This is a genomic window from Cupriavidus sp. HE11, from assembly GCF_056097175.1.
The window spans coordinates 936,858-953,294 of the sequence record NZ_CP184465.1 but is presented as its reverse complement, the minus strand read 5'-3'; the positions used below and the strand labels follow the sequence as shown (position 1 = coordinate 953,294).

The 16,437-nt window shown below is 65.2% G+C and carries 13 protein-coding genes; 3 read left to right on the top strand and 10 right to left on the bottom strand.

Features of this window, described 5'->3' with window-relative positions; translation table 11 throughout:
* Positions 1-98: 98 nt before the first annotated feature.
* Positions 99-335 carry a hypothetical protein gene (locus tag ACOABP_RS21670; RefSeq protein ID WP_474230204.1) on the top strand — a complete coding sequence of 79 codons (237 nt, stop codon included), beginning with the start codon at positions 99-101 and terminating at the stop codon, positions 333-335.
* A 21-nt stretch (positions 336-356) separates the two neighbouring features.
* Here the strand turns inward: ACOABP_RS21670 and ACOABP_RS21665 are convergent, their stop codons facing one another.
* The 4 genes from ACOABP_RS21665 to ACOABP_RS21650 form a co-directional block, all read right to left on the bottom strand.
* On the bottom strand, positions 357-1,715 hold the full coding sequence (locus ACOABP_RS21665; protein WP_474230202.1) for an MFS transporter: 1,359 nt from the start codon (positions 1,713-1,715) through the stop codon (positions 357-359).
* A 181-nt stretch (positions 1,716-1,896) separates the two neighbouring features.
* Positions 1,897-5,385, bottom strand: coding sequence for an ATP-binding protein (locus ACOABP_RS21660; RefSeq protein WP_474230200.1), 3,489 nt, complete (start codon positions 5,383-5,385; stop codon positions 1,897-1,899).
* A gap of 9 nt (positions 5,386-5,394) precedes the next feature.
* Positions 5,395-6,039, bottom strand: a complete 645-nt coding sequence (locus ACOABP_RS21655) for a response regulator (RefSeq protein WP_474230198.1) — start codon at positions 6,037-6,039, stop codon at positions 5,395-5,397.
* A gap of 343 nt (positions 6,040-6,382) precedes the next feature.
* Positions 6,383-7,318 (bottom strand): hypothetical protein, encoded by a 936-nt coding sequence (locus ACOABP_RS21650; protein WP_474230196.1) that lies wholly within the window; start codon positions 7,316-7,318, stop codon positions 6,383-6,385.
* 454 nt (positions 7,319-7,772) lie between these two features.
* On the opposite strand from ACOABP_RS21650, the gene ACOABP_RS21645 reads away from it, so the two are divergent.
* Positions 7,773-8,024: a hypothetical protein gene (locus ACOABP_RS21645; RefSeq protein ID WP_066736407.1), complete on the top strand. Its 252-nt coding sequence runs from the start codon at positions 7,773-7,775 to the stop codon at positions 8,022-8,024.
* A gap of 25 nt (positions 8,025-8,049) precedes the next feature.
* Here ACOABP_RS21645 and ACOABP_RS21640 read toward each other — a convergent pair whose 3' ends face one another.
* From ACOABP_RS21640 to ACOABP_RS21620, 5 genes are all read right to left on the bottom strand, one after another.
* Positions 8,050-8,493, bottom strand: coding sequence for a BLUF domain-containing protein (locus ACOABP_RS21640; RefSeq protein WP_474230194.1), 444 nt, complete (start codon positions 8,491-8,493; stop codon positions 8,050-8,052).
* A gap of 27 nt (positions 8,494-8,520) precedes the next feature.
* On the bottom strand, positions 8,521-9,243 hold the full coding sequence (gene folE, locus ACOABP_RS21635; protein ID WP_066736424.1) for a GTP cyclohydrolase I: 723 nt from the start codon (positions 9,241-9,243) through the stop codon (positions 8,521-8,523).
* Positions 9,244-9,320: 77 nt separating this feature from the next.
* Positions 9,321-10,580, bottom strand: coding sequence for an arsenic transporter (locus ACOABP_RS21630; RefSeq protein WP_474230191.1), 1,260 nt, complete (start codon positions 10,578-10,580; stop codon positions 9,321-9,323).
* Between the two features lie 43 nt (positions 10,581-10,623).
* Positions 10,624-12,678 carry a penicillin-binding protein 1A gene (locus ACOABP_RS21625; RefSeq protein ID WP_474230190.1) on the bottom strand — a complete coding sequence of 685 codons (2,055 nt, stop codon included), beginning with the start codon at positions 12,676-12,678 and terminating at the stop codon, positions 10,624-10,626.
* 10 nt (positions 12,679-12,688) lie between these two features.
* Positions 12,689-13,600: an alpha/beta hydrolase gene (locus ACOABP_RS21620; protein ID WP_474230189.1), complete on the bottom strand. Its 912-nt coding sequence runs from the start codon at positions 13,598-13,600 to the stop codon at positions 12,689-12,691.
* A gap of 169 nt (positions 13,601-13,769) precedes the next feature.
* Between ACOABP_RS21620 and ACOABP_RS21615 the strand changes: the two genes are divergently transcribed.
* Positions 13,770-14,003: a hypothetical protein gene (locus ACOABP_RS21615; protein WP_066736452.1), complete on the top strand. Its 234-nt coding sequence runs from the start codon at positions 13,770-13,772 to the stop codon at positions 14,001-14,003.
* 61 nt (positions 14,004-14,064) lie between these two features.
* Here the strand turns inward: ACOABP_RS21615 and bglX are convergent, their stop codons facing one another.
* Positions 14,065-16,383 (bottom strand): beta-glucosidase BglX, encoded by a 2,319-nt coding sequence (gene bglX, locus ACOABP_RS21610; RefSeq protein WP_474230187.1) that lies wholly within the window; start codon positions 16,381-16,383, stop codon positions 14,065-14,067.
* Positions 16,384-16,437: the final 54 nt, after the last annotated feature.

Here is a 16,437-nt window from a genome sequence, read left to right as displayed (position 1 = left end):
CGGCGGGTAAGCCGGTAGCGGTACCGGGCAATGCGCAGTCATGCAGGCTGTGCGTTGCCCGTTTTTTTAACTGGCTGGCCTGTGATGAGGTGCGGATCATGGCAATTCGAGGCTTGCAGTGTGTGGTGGCGTTGGGGTGTCTGCTGACGGGCTGCACCGTGATTTCGGTGGAGGGCGATCACAACTGGATTCGCGATGCTGGCGGCCACGGTGGCGTGGTGCGGCAGCAGGAACAGGAACGAGGGCAGGGACAGGATCGCGCAAGGACGTGGCTGGAGCGCCTGGAACGTATCGAGCAGGCGCTTGGCATTGCTCACCGGGGCGGGCAGCACTGAGGCCCCCGCACTGCTTCGTGCCTACGAAACCTGGCGGTCGCGCAAGCGGCTCAGGCTGACAATGGCACCGATCGTGGCGACCGTGGCCGCCACGTACAGCGCGGATCGGGCGGCGTCGCCGCGATCGAGGCTGAACAGCAGCGCGACCACGGCGGTGCCCGTGGTCTGCCCAAGCAGGCGCGTGGTGGCCTGCGCCCCGCTTGCACCACCGCTGCGTTCATGCGGCGTGGCACTGATCATCGCGCGGTTGTTGGGCGACTGGAAGAACCCGAAGCCGACACCGCACAGCGCGGTGCGCCAGGCGATGTCCAGGCTGCCGGCGTCGTGACCCAGCACAGCCAGGCCGACCAGGCCCGCCGCCAGCATCATCAGCCCCGCACCGGCCAGAACGCTGGCCGGATAGCGGTCGGACAGCCTGCCGGACAGGGCGGCCATGACCGCCACCATTAACGGCCATGGCGTGATCAGCAAACCGGTCTCCGCCAGGCCGCGGCCCAGTTGGTATTCGAGATAGAACGGTAGCGACACGAACGCCAGCATCTGGGTCATGAACGAACAGAACGACGTGGCAACGGCCAGCGTGAACGCCCGATTGGCAAACAGGTCCACCGGCACCAGGGGGGCGGGCTGGCCGCGCTGCCGGCGCACCAGCAGCCATCCCAGCAGGATCGCCAGCAACAGGCCCGCTACGCCCGCGATACGCAATGTATCGTGTCCCAGCCCATCGACGCCAAGCACGAACAGCCCGATCACGACGGCGGAAAGAACGGCGCTGGGGTAGTCGAACGCCCGCGGCTGCGGCGGCGTTTCGGGCAGCGCGCGGCGCGATATCGCCAGGGCGAAGATGGCGACAGGCACGTTGACCGCGAAGAGCCATGGCCAACTGCCGAATCCCAGGATCAGGGCGCCCAGCGAAGGCCCCACGGCAATGGTCACCCCGACCACCAGCGCATTGAGACCGATGCCTCGTCCCAGCCGGGTGGGGGGATAGATGTAGCGGACCAGCGCCGTATTGACACTCATGATGCCAGCGCCGCCAATGCCCTGAATGACCCGCGCGGCAACCAGCAGCGGCAGATTGGGCGACAGCGCGCAAAGCAACGACCCCACCAGGAACGTTGCCAGCCCGACGCGGTAGACGCGCTTGTAGCCGAGTATTTCGCCGAGCGACGACAGTGGCAGAAGGAAAATCGTGACCGAGAGCTGATAGGCGTTCACGACCCAGATGGTCCGCGCCGGGTCGCTATGCAGATCACGGGCAATGGAGGGCAGTGCGATATTTGCGATCGATCCGTCCAGAACGGCCATCACCAGGCCGCAAAACACTGTCAGGATTGCCCAGGTACGCTGGGGGCGCGGAAGACCTTGGTGGGACTGCATCGGGGGAAGGACGGACGGCTTGCGCTGTTCTTGGGAAGCCCTCAACCCGCTGCGGAGCACCGCCAGCGCGCGTTCGGACGCGCCATTATCGTCCGCCACGGCGGACCATGCAAATTTGGCGCACCTTCCCGGCGGAATGTGTGGTGCAGCCGCACCGCCGAGCCGGCCAATGGCCGCTGGCTCAAGCGTTCAGGCCAGTAGCCTCGTCGCAATACGCGTGCACGGCCTCATGCAGCGCGCTGGCGGCGCTGGCAATTTCCGGTGTCCAGTTGGTTGCCTGACCGCAGAGCGATTCCACCTGGCGGCACAGTTGCACCATCTTTTGTGCATTGACCACCAGGAAAGCGCCGGCCGAGCGATGCGCCCAATGGCAGAGCGCCTGGGTGTCATGACGCAGCAGGATGGCAGCCAGTTCCGGCCCGTCGCTCCGCAGATGTTCGAGCAGCATGGTCTGGTAGCGCGCAATTTCGGAGCCTGGAATTGGCGGCTTGTCCTGTTTGCGGCTTGCGGGTATGGCGCCATGTGCGTCGGGAGGGCTCACGGCGACGGCGCCCGGAATGGCTTGCAGCGCCTGTTCCAGCGCCTTCAACGAAGCCGGTTTGGCGATATGACCAGTAAATCCGCGAGTCTTCCACTCACCGGCCTGTTCGGTGCGCGTGACCGCGCTGAACGCCAGCACCGGCACGACCGGATCGATGGCGCGGATCGCTGCAAGCAACTCATAGCCGTCCATGACCGGCATATGGACATCGGTGAGGACCGCTTCAAAGTGCCCATGTTCGAAGCTCGACAGCGCCTGGCGCCCGTCGCCGACCACCACGGGGTCCCAGCCCAGCGTCACGAGTTGCTCGGCGATCAGCGTCTGGTTCAAGGCATTGTCTTCGGCCACCAGAATCGCACGGCGCGGAACGTTGCCGCTGCCGGTGCTGACGACGGCGGGGGCCGGGGCAGGGTGCGGTACGGCGATGTCATTCGGCCGACCATCCTGCACGCTGGCACAGATTTCGGCTGGCTCTGCGTTCAGGGCGGCGATTGTGCCCGTCAGGATAGCGTTATGGCTAAATGTCGATACCTCGAATACGCCTTGCCCACGATCGGCAGGGCGCTCGGGGCCGTCCCGGGTGACCCACACCACATTGGCGGGGTGCAACTGCCGAAGCGCTGCGATGGTGTCGAGCCCGTATTCCCCCGTGACCACGAAAATATGAGACCGGTTGGCGCGTAGCCATGCCTGGGCAGCCCCGAGATGATGGAAGACGTCGCAGCGCCAGCCAGCACGTTCCAGCCAGGCTTGCAGCATGGCGCCCGACTCGGTTTCCTGGCAGAGAATCATCGCGCGGGTGCCATGGGTCAGCGGTTCAGGCGCGGCCGCCGGCGTGGCTGCCTCGCCAAGCGGTACCGCCACCGTGAACGCGCTGCCGACGCCCTCCACGCTTTCCACCGTGATATGGCCGTTCATCAGTTCGGTCAGCCGTGCGCAGATCGACAGGCCGAGCCCGGTTCCGCCATATCTCGCCGATGTGCTGGCCTCCCCCTGGACGAACGGATGAAAGATCCGGGCGACCAGCGCGGGTGGCATGCCAATGCCGGAGTCGCGCACGCGGCAGATGAGTACGTTGCGGTCCTGGGTGTCGGTGGTGATCTCGGCGCTGAGCGTGATCTTGCCGCACAGCGTGAACTTGAACGCATTGCTTAGCAGATTGTTGATGACCTGTGCGATGCGTGTGCGGTCGCCGGTCAGCACGGTGTCCAGCGTGGGCGACAGGTGGACGTAAAAGCGGATCGGCTTGCCTTGAACCATCGGCGCGTAGGACATCGACAGGCTTTCCAGGTCGTCGATCGGCCGGAACGGCTCCTTGACCAGCTTCATTTCGCCGGCGTCGATTTTCGAGAAATCGAGGATGTCGTTGACGATCCGTTGCAAGCCTTCCGAAGCCATCTGCAGGGCCCGAAGCCGGGGCGCCTGGGCCTCCAGGCCGTCCGCGCGGGCCAGGAGTTCCAGATTGCCAAGCAGGGCGTTCAAGGGCGTCCGGATCTCGTGGCTCATCGACGCAAAGAAATTCGACCGTGCACGCATCATGGCTTCGGCTGCCTCGCGCGCACCGCGCAACTGCTGTTCGAGCTGGTGCTGTGCCGTGACGTCCTGTATCGCGCAGAACAAGACCGCTTCGTCCCGGTACCTGGCCGGCGCGCAGGTTACCTGCAGGAACTGGCGTGTGACCGCAGCCGGTGGCTCAGGGAGGGATGCGACAGCTGCGTCGGTACCGGCCGCGGCTGCCGCCGGCACCGTTACCTGCACGATCGACGCGAGCGTGGCCTTGCCAGGCAGTGCGCCTTGAGCCCGCAGCGCATCCATGATGTATGCGGGCATGCGGGCTCCCTGGGTGTGGCCGAGCAACGAGTCGGCCACCGCGTTCGATGTCAGGATCGACTCGTCGTGCTGGCGCACGATGCACAGCCCGATTGGCGTTGCGCTGACCAGAATATGGTTGATGGTCTCGTTTTCCAGCGAACGGGCAGCTTCGGCGTGGCTGCGGCGCAGCAGATGGATATCCCAATAGCGCGCGGTCAGGACAATGCAGAAGATCAGCACCAGTCCGGCACCGAGGATGGCAAGGAGTTCGGTGGAGATGGCGTGCAGCAGCGTGCCGTAGGAAAGCAGATAGACCAGCGTCCCGAAGGCCGGGTCCAGTTGCTGCACCAGCAGCAGCCCGTCGCGGGTCGCGCTGGGCGTGTCGGGAGGCATGCCGCTGGCACGCGCCAGAATCCTGTCCGACAGGCTGTCATCGGTGTCGGGAGATACGTCGATCCTGTCGTTGCCGCGATTCACCAGCCAGAGCGTGGCGGGATCGGCGGGCCGAGCAAGGCCGGCAAGAAATGACCGGGCCGGAATGCTCGCGGCTACGACGGTGGCTTGTCCGCTCGAATTGGAGCCGCGTGCGTCAAGCGTTGCCATCATTGCGCGCGTGTGCTGCACCGGATCGTCGACGGGGCCGATCCAGTGCGGCCCTGCCTGGCCAGTGCCGGCCTGGTCTGCCCGGTCTGCCGTTTGCGGGACGTGTCGCACCAGGTCGTCGCGCAGATGGGCCACGAAACCGGCATTGGGTATCGTGGCGACATCGATCTCCGCAGGAGATACCAGGATGGCGAACGATGCGTCGGGCGCAACCACGTATGCCTTTGCATCGAGCCCGAACGCCGTCCCGGTGGTCAGTGTGGCCGTGGCGATCTGCTGGAGTTGCCAGACCTTGTGCGGCAGCGCATCGCCCAAGGCCCGCCGCGCGGCATCGGACACGAGCAGCACATACTTGCCATCGCGCGACCGGGCGGCGCCGGTACGGCGAATCTGCGCGAGGAGATCTGGATCGGGCGGCGCGTCACTGGAAGCGGCGAGATAGTAGTCGACGGTCAGCACCGTGCGGCGCAGGAACGACGTCTGGCTCTGCAGCTTCAGCGAGATGCTGCTGACGTACTGCGCCACGTGGCTGCGGCGAACGTCGAGATGGCGCGCGGCAGCCAGCCCCGCCAGCAGCAGGCCGGACACGATGATAATGGCGATCAGAAGCCCGACGGTGGCGTAATAAAGATGCTGCTGGCGCCGCGCGTTGCGTGCGAGAGCGGCAAACGACTGCGCCAGGGACTGCTGGGTGCGATCCAGTATCTGCTGCATGGCAAAAGATCAGATCAGCCCGTTTTCGTAGGCGTAGCGAATCAGATCCGTGTTGGTCTGGACATTGAGCTTGCGCATGGCAACCGTTTTCTGGCTGGAGATCGTGCTGACCGATCGGCCAAGCTTGCTGGCAATCTCGTTCAGCTGGAAACCCTGCGCATACAGACGCACGACTTCCAGTTCGCGCAGCGTGAGTTCGGTAGCGGGCGCGGCCGATGCAACGCTGTCCAGGACGGCGCGGATCGAGGGCGAATAGAAGTTGCCGTTGCTGACGGTCACGTGGATGCAGGCGCGTACGATCTCGTCGAGTTCGTCTTCCTTGCTGACGAATGCGCGGGCCCCCAGCTTCATCGCGCGCACGACGACGCCCGGATTTGTCTGCGCACTGACAATGACAATGCGCGTTTCGGGGTAAAGGCGGCCGAGCCTGCGCAGCAGGTTGAAGCCGTCGAGCGACGTATCGCCATGTCCCATGCTGAAGTCGGTGACGGCCACATCGACCGGGTTCTGGGCCAGGGCGCCGATCAGCTCGCTGCCGTTTGTGCATTCACACTTGACCTGGAAGCCCGGCGTACGCTGCAGACAGTCGCGCAGGGCCGTGACGACGAGGGGATGGTCGTCAGCCAGAGCGACCCTAATGGTTTTTGCAGGCATGCCTCAAAGTCCTTTTCGCAGACAGATGACGCGTCCGGTAGGAATCGCGACTCGTTTTGGTGCTTTTTCAAGCATAGGAAAAATACTCCATCCGTTCCCGAAAATCACAGTTATGTGACAAGGCGAATTGCGTATTGTCAGATATCTATTACATAGAAAAATACTCTCTGAGTTTCGTCATCGGATGAGAGGATGAAGGGCAATGACACGGCTGTTCATGACCGTGAAGACCATGCAATGGCGTTGCGTCAATCAGTCGAACCATGCATCGGATCGGTCGCATTTTGGCGTTTGCGGATCGATTGAGAAATAGCAGATCAACTAGATTTCCGACGCGCGACCATTACGGATGTATCTCCGAGAGGCTTTGTGCCTGCTTGTCGATGGCATCGGTAAATGCACGGTACTGCGGCAGCAGCCGGCTGACGCGTTCGATGAACCCTGCGCAGCGTTGGGACTGCACCGGTGGGCTGCCCTTGATCAGCATCGCCGCAGGGTGCGACAGCGCGGCATGTTTCATCAGGTAATCGGGCAGCTGGTTCGAGCCCCGCAGTCGCATCAGCATGAGCAGTTCGACCGGAATGGTCTGCTCGACCGGATGATCGAAGTCAAATAGCGGGTGATCTGTATCGAGCCTGCATTGCATGAGGTGGCGGTCGGCAAGTTCGAATGCCAGCGGCATGAACGTCTCGTCGTCCGCTTGCCAGCGCTCGACGATGCGGGCGAGCAGCGCATCGCTCTTGTGGAAGACGGTTTGCGGAACGCTGACACCCAGCGCCTGCCCGGCAACGCTCACGATCATCCCGGTCATGCCATTCAACGGGTGCAGGGCCGCAAGGTCGCTATCGATGCCGAACCAGGCGTCGAGACAGAAAGACCCAAGGTCCTTCCAGTCGAGCGCCAATAGCATGGCGATCTGTTGCGACATGTCGCGTTCGTAGGTCTGGCGGCGGGTCGGGCCGCTCCATTGCTCCTTGTGCAGGGCCAGTGCATGCGTGCCGGACACGGACTCCACCACGCCAAGCTGCAGCGAGAGCCAGTTCGGTGTGGGGCAGGTCTCGCCATTGTCCAGATCGATCGCACGCCATTGCCTGAGCCGACCGAGCCAGAATATGGCGCGCGCGGCCCGGGGAACCGGCACGGCCGAAGGTGTGGACATGAAGGTGGCAAGCGTGTCCCGGTACATGCCATGCAGGGCATGGGCCTGTGCCTGAGCCGTATGGAAGATGGTCTGACGCCGTTGCTCGCCTTCTGTCTCTTGAGTGATCTTCTTGCGCATTGTCGTTTCCATAGGGATGGAGATAAGGATGTCGACACTACGAGTCCGCGCAATCACGGTCTATCACTGTTCATTTAAAAATTACGAGAATCTGCAAAGTCCAGCGTACGGCGTCACGGGATTACGAAGGCGATACGTTGAGTTCAGAAAATGGACATCGCATTCTTGGACGAATTGTTATCTCCGGGGGCGCGTTCGAGCGTGTTGGAGTGCGTTGGGTGGCACGCCGCAACGGATCACGATGATGTGCCAGAGAGAATTCGTAAAAGCGCTATGAACTGGATCGCTATCCCGGCGCGCGCCGGCCGACGGCCAGGAGCGGCGTGTATCGGCGCGGTGTGACGCTGAAGTTTCAATACATTCGAGAAGGGTGTGGTCTTTCGCACTGCGTCACGGGCGGCAGGGAAAAGTGGCATGCTATGGCCGCGCGCAAATGCCCGCGTGGAGGTGTGCCATGACGATGCGTCAATTCGACGAGTTTCCCCCGCAGGAACGGCAGGACGTCGAGGCCGTGTTCAGACAGGTCGGTCTCGCTGTGCAGGAATTCGACATTTCCGATGTCAATGGCACGGCGGCGCGCCAGGTGACGGTGCGAAGGCAGGGTACCGGCGCCGAAAGCGTCTACGACGCCGGGCCGGGCACATCATGGGTGGAAGAACTGGAGAGCGACCTGGAGTGCGGGCTGTTCGGCCAGTTGTCGGCCTGAACGGCTCCTGGCCCTGCCATCCGTATCAGCTTCGTCCGCGTTCCGGACTGCGCCCGACGATAGAAGCCCCGGCAATCAGTTCCTTGAGCAATGCCAGCGATGCCGCGCCAGGCATGCGGTACGGGTCGAGTTCGCCCTGTGCCGAATACTTGAGCAGCGTCGCGGCGTTGATCTTGCCAGCGTTGACGCGTCCCATCGACCACCCCGAAAACGCCCGCTCGGCGATTTCCTCGTAGTGCAGCAGCACCACGTCGTGGTGGCGCTTGTCCTGGCCGATATTGAGATAAAGGCGCGACACCGCTTCCCGGCTGCCTTCCAGCGCCTGCAGGAAGATGCTGTTGCCATGGCACAGCACGCCGGTGATGCCGTGGCGCGGATTCTGCGCCAGGCTGGTTTCGAGGATGGCATCCAGCACATCGGCGGCCAGGGGTTCCCTGGCGCGGCTGGCATAGAGCAGACGAACTAGCATGGTGGCCTCCTGCAGGGGCGGGGCGGATCAGCGTCGGTTCAGGTTCAGCAGCGTCAGGAATTCACGGCGCAACTTGTCGTCCTTCAGAAACGACCCGCGCATCACGCTGTTGGTCATCTTGGCATCGGTGTCGCGCACGCCGCGCCAATGCATGCAGAAGTGTTCGGCTTCCATCACGATGGCCAGGCCGTCGGGATTCATCTTTTCCTGCAGCAGGTCGGCCACCTGGGCCACGGCTTCTTCCTGGATCTGCGGGCGGCACATGATCCATTCGGCCAGCCGGGCGTATTTCGACAGACCGATCAGGTTCGAATGCCGGTTCGGCATCACGCCCACCCAAAGGCTGCCGATAATCGGGCACAGGTGATGCGAACAGGCACTCCGGACGCGGATCGGGCCCACGATCATCAGCTCGTTGAGCTGTTCGACGTTGGGGAATTCCGTGACCTCGGGCGCCTTGGCATACCGTCCGGCAAAGATCTCCTTCAGGTACATCTTTGCCACGCGGCGGGCCGTCTCGCGGGTGTTGTGATCCTGGTCGACGTCGATCACCAGCGTGCGTAGCACCTCTTCCATGCGCGCCTCGACCTCGGCCTGCAAGGCATCGAGTTCGCCGTGTTCGATAAAACGGGCGATGTTGTCGTTGGCATGAAAGCGTTCGCCGGCGTCGGCGATCCGGGCGCGAATCCGGTCGGAAACCGGTGTGTGGGCAGGGTGCCTGCCTCCCTCGGGGTGGTCCTTGTGTGACATGTGCGGCCGCTGGCGATCGGCGGGATAGGGGCGCGGTGCGCGGTGCTTCACTATAAGCGAAAACGCGCCGGGCGGATTCAGCGCAAGACGGCCAGCGCCGGCAGCAGTGCCAGCGGCATCACGATGGCGCCGGTTCTGAGGAATGTGCCAGCACTGACGGCATGGCCCTCGCGGCGCAGCGCCGTCAGCCACAGCAGCGTGGCAAGCGAACCGGTTACCGACAGGTTTGGCCCCAGGTCCACGCCGATCAGCACGGCGGCCGTCACCGTCTCCGACGCATGGCCGGCGGCCAGTGCCGACGCGGCGAACAGCCCGGCGGGCAGGTTGTTGACGATATTGCTGACCACGCCCACCAGCACGCCGGCCATGCCCGCGCCGATCACTGCGTCGGTGCCTTGGCGTTGCGACAATTCCTGCACCCAGTGGGCCAGCTGGCCGGTCAGGCCGGTCTGCGACAGGCCTGCCACCAGCACGAACAGCCCGGCCACCATCGGCAGCACCCCCCAGGACACTTCGGTCAGCGCAGGACGCAGCAGCCGCGGCTGCGTGGCGCAGACGGCCAGCAGCGTTGCGGCGCCGCCGATAAAGGTGGGCCAGCCCAGGTCCATGCCCCGCAGCGACGCCGTCAGCAGTGCCGCTCCGGTCAGGAAGATGCCGGCCGTGGTCAGCCATGCCTGCCGTGACAGCGGGGGCGTTTCCACGTCGTCGGCGATGCGCTCGGCCAGCGCGTCACGCTGGGTCCAGTACAGGGCCACGAACGTCATGACGATGGCCACGACCGAGGGCAGCGTGAAGCGCGTCAGCCAGCCCAGCAGCGGTGGCATGCGTTCGCCGAACAGCACGAGGTTGGCCGGATTCGAGATCGGCAGTACAAAGCTGGCCGCGTTGGCGATAAACGCGCAGGCGTAGAGATAGGGCAGGGGGTGCCGTACGCGTGCGGCGCGCGTGGCGGCCAGCACGGCCGGTGTCAGCACCACGGCCGTGGCGTCATTCGACATGAAGGCCGTGACGGCGATGCCGAAGCCGTAGACCAGCACGAACAGGCGGCGCGCCGAGCCCCGGGCGCTGCGCACGGCCAGCGCCGCCACGTGGTCGAACAGCCCGGTCTTGCGGGCCAGTTCGGAGATCAGCATCATCCCCGCCAGGAACAGGTAGACGTCGTTGCCGCGCGCCACCGCTTCGAGGGCATCGCGCCAGGGCAGGAGGCCGGCCACGCAAAGCAGCAGCGCGCCGGACATGGCCCAGAACGGCTCCGGCAGCCGGAACGGGCGGAACAGCACGCCCAGGGTGGCCAGCGTGGCAACTGCCCAGATCAGCGGCGTGGCGTAGACAGGCATGGTCGGCGTCAGAAGGGTGGCGTCGGCGCGGTGATATCGACGATCAAAGGGCAGCGCCGCTGGCACGCGGCGCGCTGGTCGATGCCGGCACGTCCAGCGCGGCCGGCGTCGGGGTCGGGGCAACGGGCACGCCGGGCGCACTGCCGTCGGCCGGCAGGTCGGGCACGGCCGGCGGGGGCGGGAAACCCAGCGACGCCATGCCGTGGCTGCCGTCGGCGTTCTCGGCATAGGCCCAGTCGTTGTTGAACTGGGCCAGTTGCGGCGGTGCCGCGAAGCCCGCGTCGGGCACGCCCGCAAGGCGGCCTTCCATATAGGCGGCCCAGATCGGCAGTGCCGTGGTCGCGCCGAACTCGTGCCGGCCCAGGGTGCGGTTGTCGTCGAAGCCCATCCATGCCACGGTGACCACCTGCCCCGCGTAGCCCGCGAACCAGCCGTCCACCGAATCGTTCGTGGTGCCGGTCTTGCCGGCCACGTCATCGCGGCGCAAATAGCGCTTCACGCCAGTGCCCGTGCCTTCGTCCACCACGCTCTGCAGCAGGCTGTTCATGACAAAGGCATTGCGCTCGGAAATCACGCGCGGCGGCTCGGTGGTATCGGCGGCAAACAGCACATTGCCGTCGCCGTCGGTAATCTTCTCGATCAGATACGGCTCGATGCGGTGGCCCTGGTTGGCGAACACACCGTAGGCCGCAGCCAGCCGCATCGGCGACGTGGTGCCCGTGCCCAGCGCCATCGGCAAGTACGGTGGCAGGCGCTTGGTCGCGAAGCCGAACTTGCCCGCAAAGTCGATCGCATACGGAATGCCGATGGCTTGCAGCGTGCGGATGGCCGGCAGGTTGCGCGATTCGGCCAACGCCTGGCGCACCGTGATCGGGCCGACAAAGCGGCCGTCGTCGTTCGACGGCTGCCAGCGTGGCGAATTGTCGAGCGGCGCGTCGTTGATCAGCGTGCCCGGCGAGATGCCGCGCTCCAGCGCCGCCGAATAGACGAACGGCTTGAACGTCGAGCCCGGCTGGCGCTGTGCCTGCGTGGCGTGGTTGTACCGGTTGGTGTTGAAATCGGTGCCGCCCACCATGGCCTCGATGGCGCCGGTGCGGGCGTCCAGCGATATCAGCGCAGCCTGCGGCAACGCCGTGGCGGCCTTTGCTGCGCCATGCCGCTTGCCGTAGCGCTCGATGCCGGCCTGCACGGCGTCGTACGCCAGCGTCTGGTGCATCGACGACACCGTGGTGTAGACATTGATGCCGCGTGTGTAGGCCTCGTCGCCAAAACGGTCGTGCGCCAGCTGGCGCGCCAGTTCGGCAACGTATTCCGCGTGCCCGTCGAAGCGGCCATTGGCATCGTGGCTGACCACGACCTGCGCGTTGCGTGCGTCGCGATACTGGTCCTGCGTGATCATGCCCAGCGCCAGCATGCGGCCCAGCACGTACTCCTGGCGGCGCTTGGCGCGCGGCAGGTTGACGATCGGATTCATCGTCGAGGGCGCCTTGGGCAGGCCGGCCAGCATGGCCGTCTCCGCCAGCGACAGCTGCGCCAGCGGCTTGCCGAAGTAGGTCTGCGCCGCACTGCCGAAGCCGTAGGCGTGCTCGCCCAGGTACACCTGGTTCATGTAGAGCTCGAGAATGCGCTCCTTGGGCAGCGAACGGTCAATCTCGAAGGCGAGCAGGATCTCGTACCACTTGCGCGACAGCGTTTTCTCGCGCGACAGGTAGAAATTGCGTGCTACCTGCATCGTGATGGTCGACGCGCCCTGGGCGTAGCCCTCGCCGATATTGGCCAGCGCGGCGCGGACCAGGCCCGGCACGTCCACGCCCACATGGCTGTAGAACTGGTCGTCCTCGGCCGCCAGCAGCGCGTCGGACATCAGCTTCGGCATGCGGTCCATCGGAATGAACTCGCGATGCTCGGTGCCGAATTCGCCGATCTGCACGTCATCACGGGTGAATACGCGCAGCGGTACCTGGGGGCGATAGTCGCGCAATGCGTCGACGGACGGCAGCTGCCGCAAGCTGACCACGGCGGCAAAACCGGCCAGCAGCACACCGGCCGCCGCCAGGCCTGCGGTTACGGCCGCGGCCTTGACTACGATTTTTTTCATGGCGCGCATTCTACCGTGCTGCGGAAAGCGGCAACGGCACACCGGTTTCAGTGACGTCGGGAGGTGGCGATTTGGACGCGCGCCGCGGCGCTTCGGATAACGGGGGCGGCTGATGCGGCACCTGCTGGGCGAATTCGCAAAGCGCGAGCCAGGTTTCGGGCAATTCGACGATGGTGTAGTGGTCGGCCCCGGCAATGGTCTGCACGGCCACCGGGCCAGGCCATGCGGCCATCAGGCGCTCGGAGCATGCGTGTGGCACCACGTCGTCGCGTTCCGCAAGCAGCACCTTGGTGCTTTGCACGACCTTCTTGCAGTGGGAGATCGAATCGAAGTGATGGCGCATCAGCTGGCGCAGCGGCACCAGCGGAAAGCGCTTGCGCACGATTTCCAGCAGCGAATCGTAGGGGGTGATCAGCTGCAGGCTTTCGAAATCCTGCAGGTCGGCCAGCTGGATCGCCACGCCGGTACCCAGCGAGCGGCCCACCACATGCACGCGCACGCCCGGGAAGGCGCGGCGCAGATGCAGCAGGAACTGGCTCGCATCGGCCACGGCCGCCGCCTCGGACGGCATGCCGTCGGAATGGCCCAGGCCGCGGTAGTCGAAGGTGGCGAAGCCCATGCCAGCTGGCAGCCATTTCATGAACTGCAGCGTGTCCAGGACGTCTTCGCCGCGTCCGGGCAGGTAGAACAGCAGGTCGCGCACGCCTTCGTGGTCGGCGTGATAGGTGTAGCCGCGGAACTGGCCGCCCGGCACCGGGTGCGAATAGGCGTCGATGCCGTCGGGCAGGTCGCGCGGCGGGCGCCGCCGGGCGTCGAACAGCAGGCGCTCCTGGTTGACGGTGAGATAGGTCCAATAGCAGGCAAAGCCGCCGGCCGTCACAAGGGTGGCGGCCAGTGTCCTGCGCAATAACGACGATGACATGGGGGCGTTGAACGGTGACGACGGGCGGTGACGGACAGGGTCACGGGGCTGTTATGACTCGTCCAGCCTACCCGAATTTCTGGCAATGCGGCGTTGGACCCGGCAGGGTGCCCGCAAGTTCTTGTACGATATGCCGCATATCGACATTACGGCCACGGGGGGCTGTTGCATGAGTGACGAACAGAAACGCGCCGAGGAGGCGCAGGCAATGGAACGCGTGGTCAATGCCACGCGCCAGGTGCAGGTAGCCTTCACCGCGCTGCAAGGCCAGTATCCGCCGCAGGGCGGCGGCAAGCCGTCGAAGATCGCATTGCAGACCTTCGACGCCGCGCTGCAGGCGCTGGAAGACGCCCAGGCGGCCTTCGACGAAGTGCTCAACGACCTGCTGGACGGCAATCGCTGATCCTTCCTGCCGATGATGCCTGACGCCCCGATCCCGCGCGGAGCCGGGGCGTGGATACCGGTCATTCCAGCGTGAACTTCGCTTCCTTCACGGCAGCCGAGTCAAAACCCACCTGCACGTTGAACTCGCCCGGTTCGGCCACGTATTCCAGCCTGGCGTTGTAGAACCTGAGCTTGTCCTCGCCGATCGGGAAGTCGATCACGCGCGACTCGCCCGGCGCCAGCATCACCTTGCGGAAGTCCTTCAGTTCCTTGACCGGCCGCACGGTGGATGCCATCACGTCCTGCAGGTACAACTGCAGCACCGCTTCGCCGGCCCGGTCGCCGGTGTTCTTCACGGTCACGCTGGCCGTGATCTGGCCGTTGCGCGCCAGTCTGGCGCCGGACAGCCGCACGTCGGACATGCTGAAAGTGGTGTAGCTGAGCCCGTAGCCGAACGGGTAGAGCGGGCCATATTCCTCCTCGAAGTACTGCGAGGTGTAGTTCGGCGCCTTGCCCGGCGTGAACGGCCGGCCGATGCGCAGCGCGTTGTAGTAGGTGGGGATCTGGCCCAGCGAGCGCGGGAAGGTGACCGGCAGCTTGCCTGACGGATTGGCGTCGCCGAACAGCAGGTCGGCGATGGCATGGCCGCCCTCGGTGCCGGGATACCAGGCTTCCAGGATCGCGTCGGCGTTCTCCTTTTCCCAGTTGATCGTCAGCGGGCGGCCGTTCATCAGCACCAGTACCAGCGGCTTGCCGGTGCTCTTGAGTGCCTTGAGCAAGGCCAGCTGGCTGCCAGGCAGCCCCAGGCTCGACCGGCTCGATGCCTCGTGCGACATGCCGCGCGTCTCGCCCACGGCCACCACGATGGTGTCCGCGCCGCGCGCCACGCGCACGGCTTCCTCGATCATGTCGCCGTCGGAGCGCTTGTCCTGCACAACTTCGGGATCGTCCCAGTTCAGGAAGTTCAGGTAGCCCACCACGCGCTGGTCGTCGGTAATATTGGCGCCGCGCGCGTATGTCACCTGGCCCTTGCCCGCCAGCGCATCACGCATGCCCTGCAGCAGCGTGACCGACTGCCTTGCCACGCCGGCGGCCGACCAGCTTCCCATCATGTCGATCTGCGAATCGGCCAGCGGGCCGATCACAGCCACGGTGCCGCCCTTCTTCAGCGGTAGCGTGCGGTTGCGGTTTTCCAGCAGCACCATCGACTTGCGCGCCACCTCGCGCGCCTCGGCGCGGTGCAGGCGGCTTTCGGCATTGACGTCGGGTGGGTCGTCGGCGGCGCGGCCGATGCGGCGGAACGGGTCCTGGAACAGGCCCATGTCGTACTTGGCGTTCAGCACCTCTCGCACTGCTTCGTCGATCACTGACATCGGCACCGCGCCGGACTTGACCAGCGTGGGCAACTGCTCGAGGTAGCGCGTATCGGCCATGCTCATGTCCACGCCGGCTTCGATGGCCAGCCTGGCGGCGTCGCGGCCCGTGCTGGCCACGCCATGGCGCAGCAGCTCGTCGATGGCGCCGTGGTCGCTTACGGTCACGCCCTTGAAGCCCCATTCCTTGCGCAGCAGGTCGCGCAGCAGCCATTTGTTGGACGTGGCCGGCTGCCCGTTGACAGAATTCAGCGCGATCATCACGCCGCCAGCGCCCGCATCCAGGCCGGCGCGGTAGGGCGGGAGGTAGTCGTTGTACATCCGCTGCAAGCTCATGTCGACGGTGTTGTAGTCGCGACCGCCTTCCACGGCGCCGTACAGCGCGAAATGCTTGACGAAGGCCATCACGCTGTCGGGGTTGGCCGGCGACGCACCCTGGAAGCCCTTCACGCTGGCGCGCGCGCATTGCGACACCAGGAACGGGTCTTCGCCGAAGCCTTCCGACATGCGGCCCCAGCGCGGATCGCGCGAGATGTCGACCATCGGCGCGAAGGTGGCGTCCAGGCTGTCCGACGCGGCTTCCTGGCCCGAAATCCGCGCGGCTTTCTCCACCGCGCCCATATCCCAGCTCGACGCCAGGCCCAGGCTGATCGGGAACACGGTGCGGTGTCCGTGCACGACGTCATAGGCGAAGAGCATCGGGATCTTCATGCGGCTGCGCATGGCCGCTTCCTGCAACGGACGGTTGTCCTTGCGCGTGACGGAGTTGAAGGTGCCACCCACGCGCCCGGCCGTGATTTCCTCCATCAGCTTCGGCGCGGGCATTTCGGGCCCGATGCTGATCAGGCGCAGCTGGCCGATCTTCTCGTCGAGCGTCATCCGGCCGATCAGGCCGTCGATGAACGCCTGCCTGTCGGTGGCAGGCGCCGTGTTGGCCGGCGCCGGGGCGGTGGTGTCGGCAGGTGCGGCGCCGGCAAACATGGGCGCGCAGGCAAGGCTGGCGGCAAGGGCCAGCGTGGAAAGCATTCGCATTCTTCGTTGTCTCTGATGAGCGGACTGGCGGACGGACTGCCGGGATCA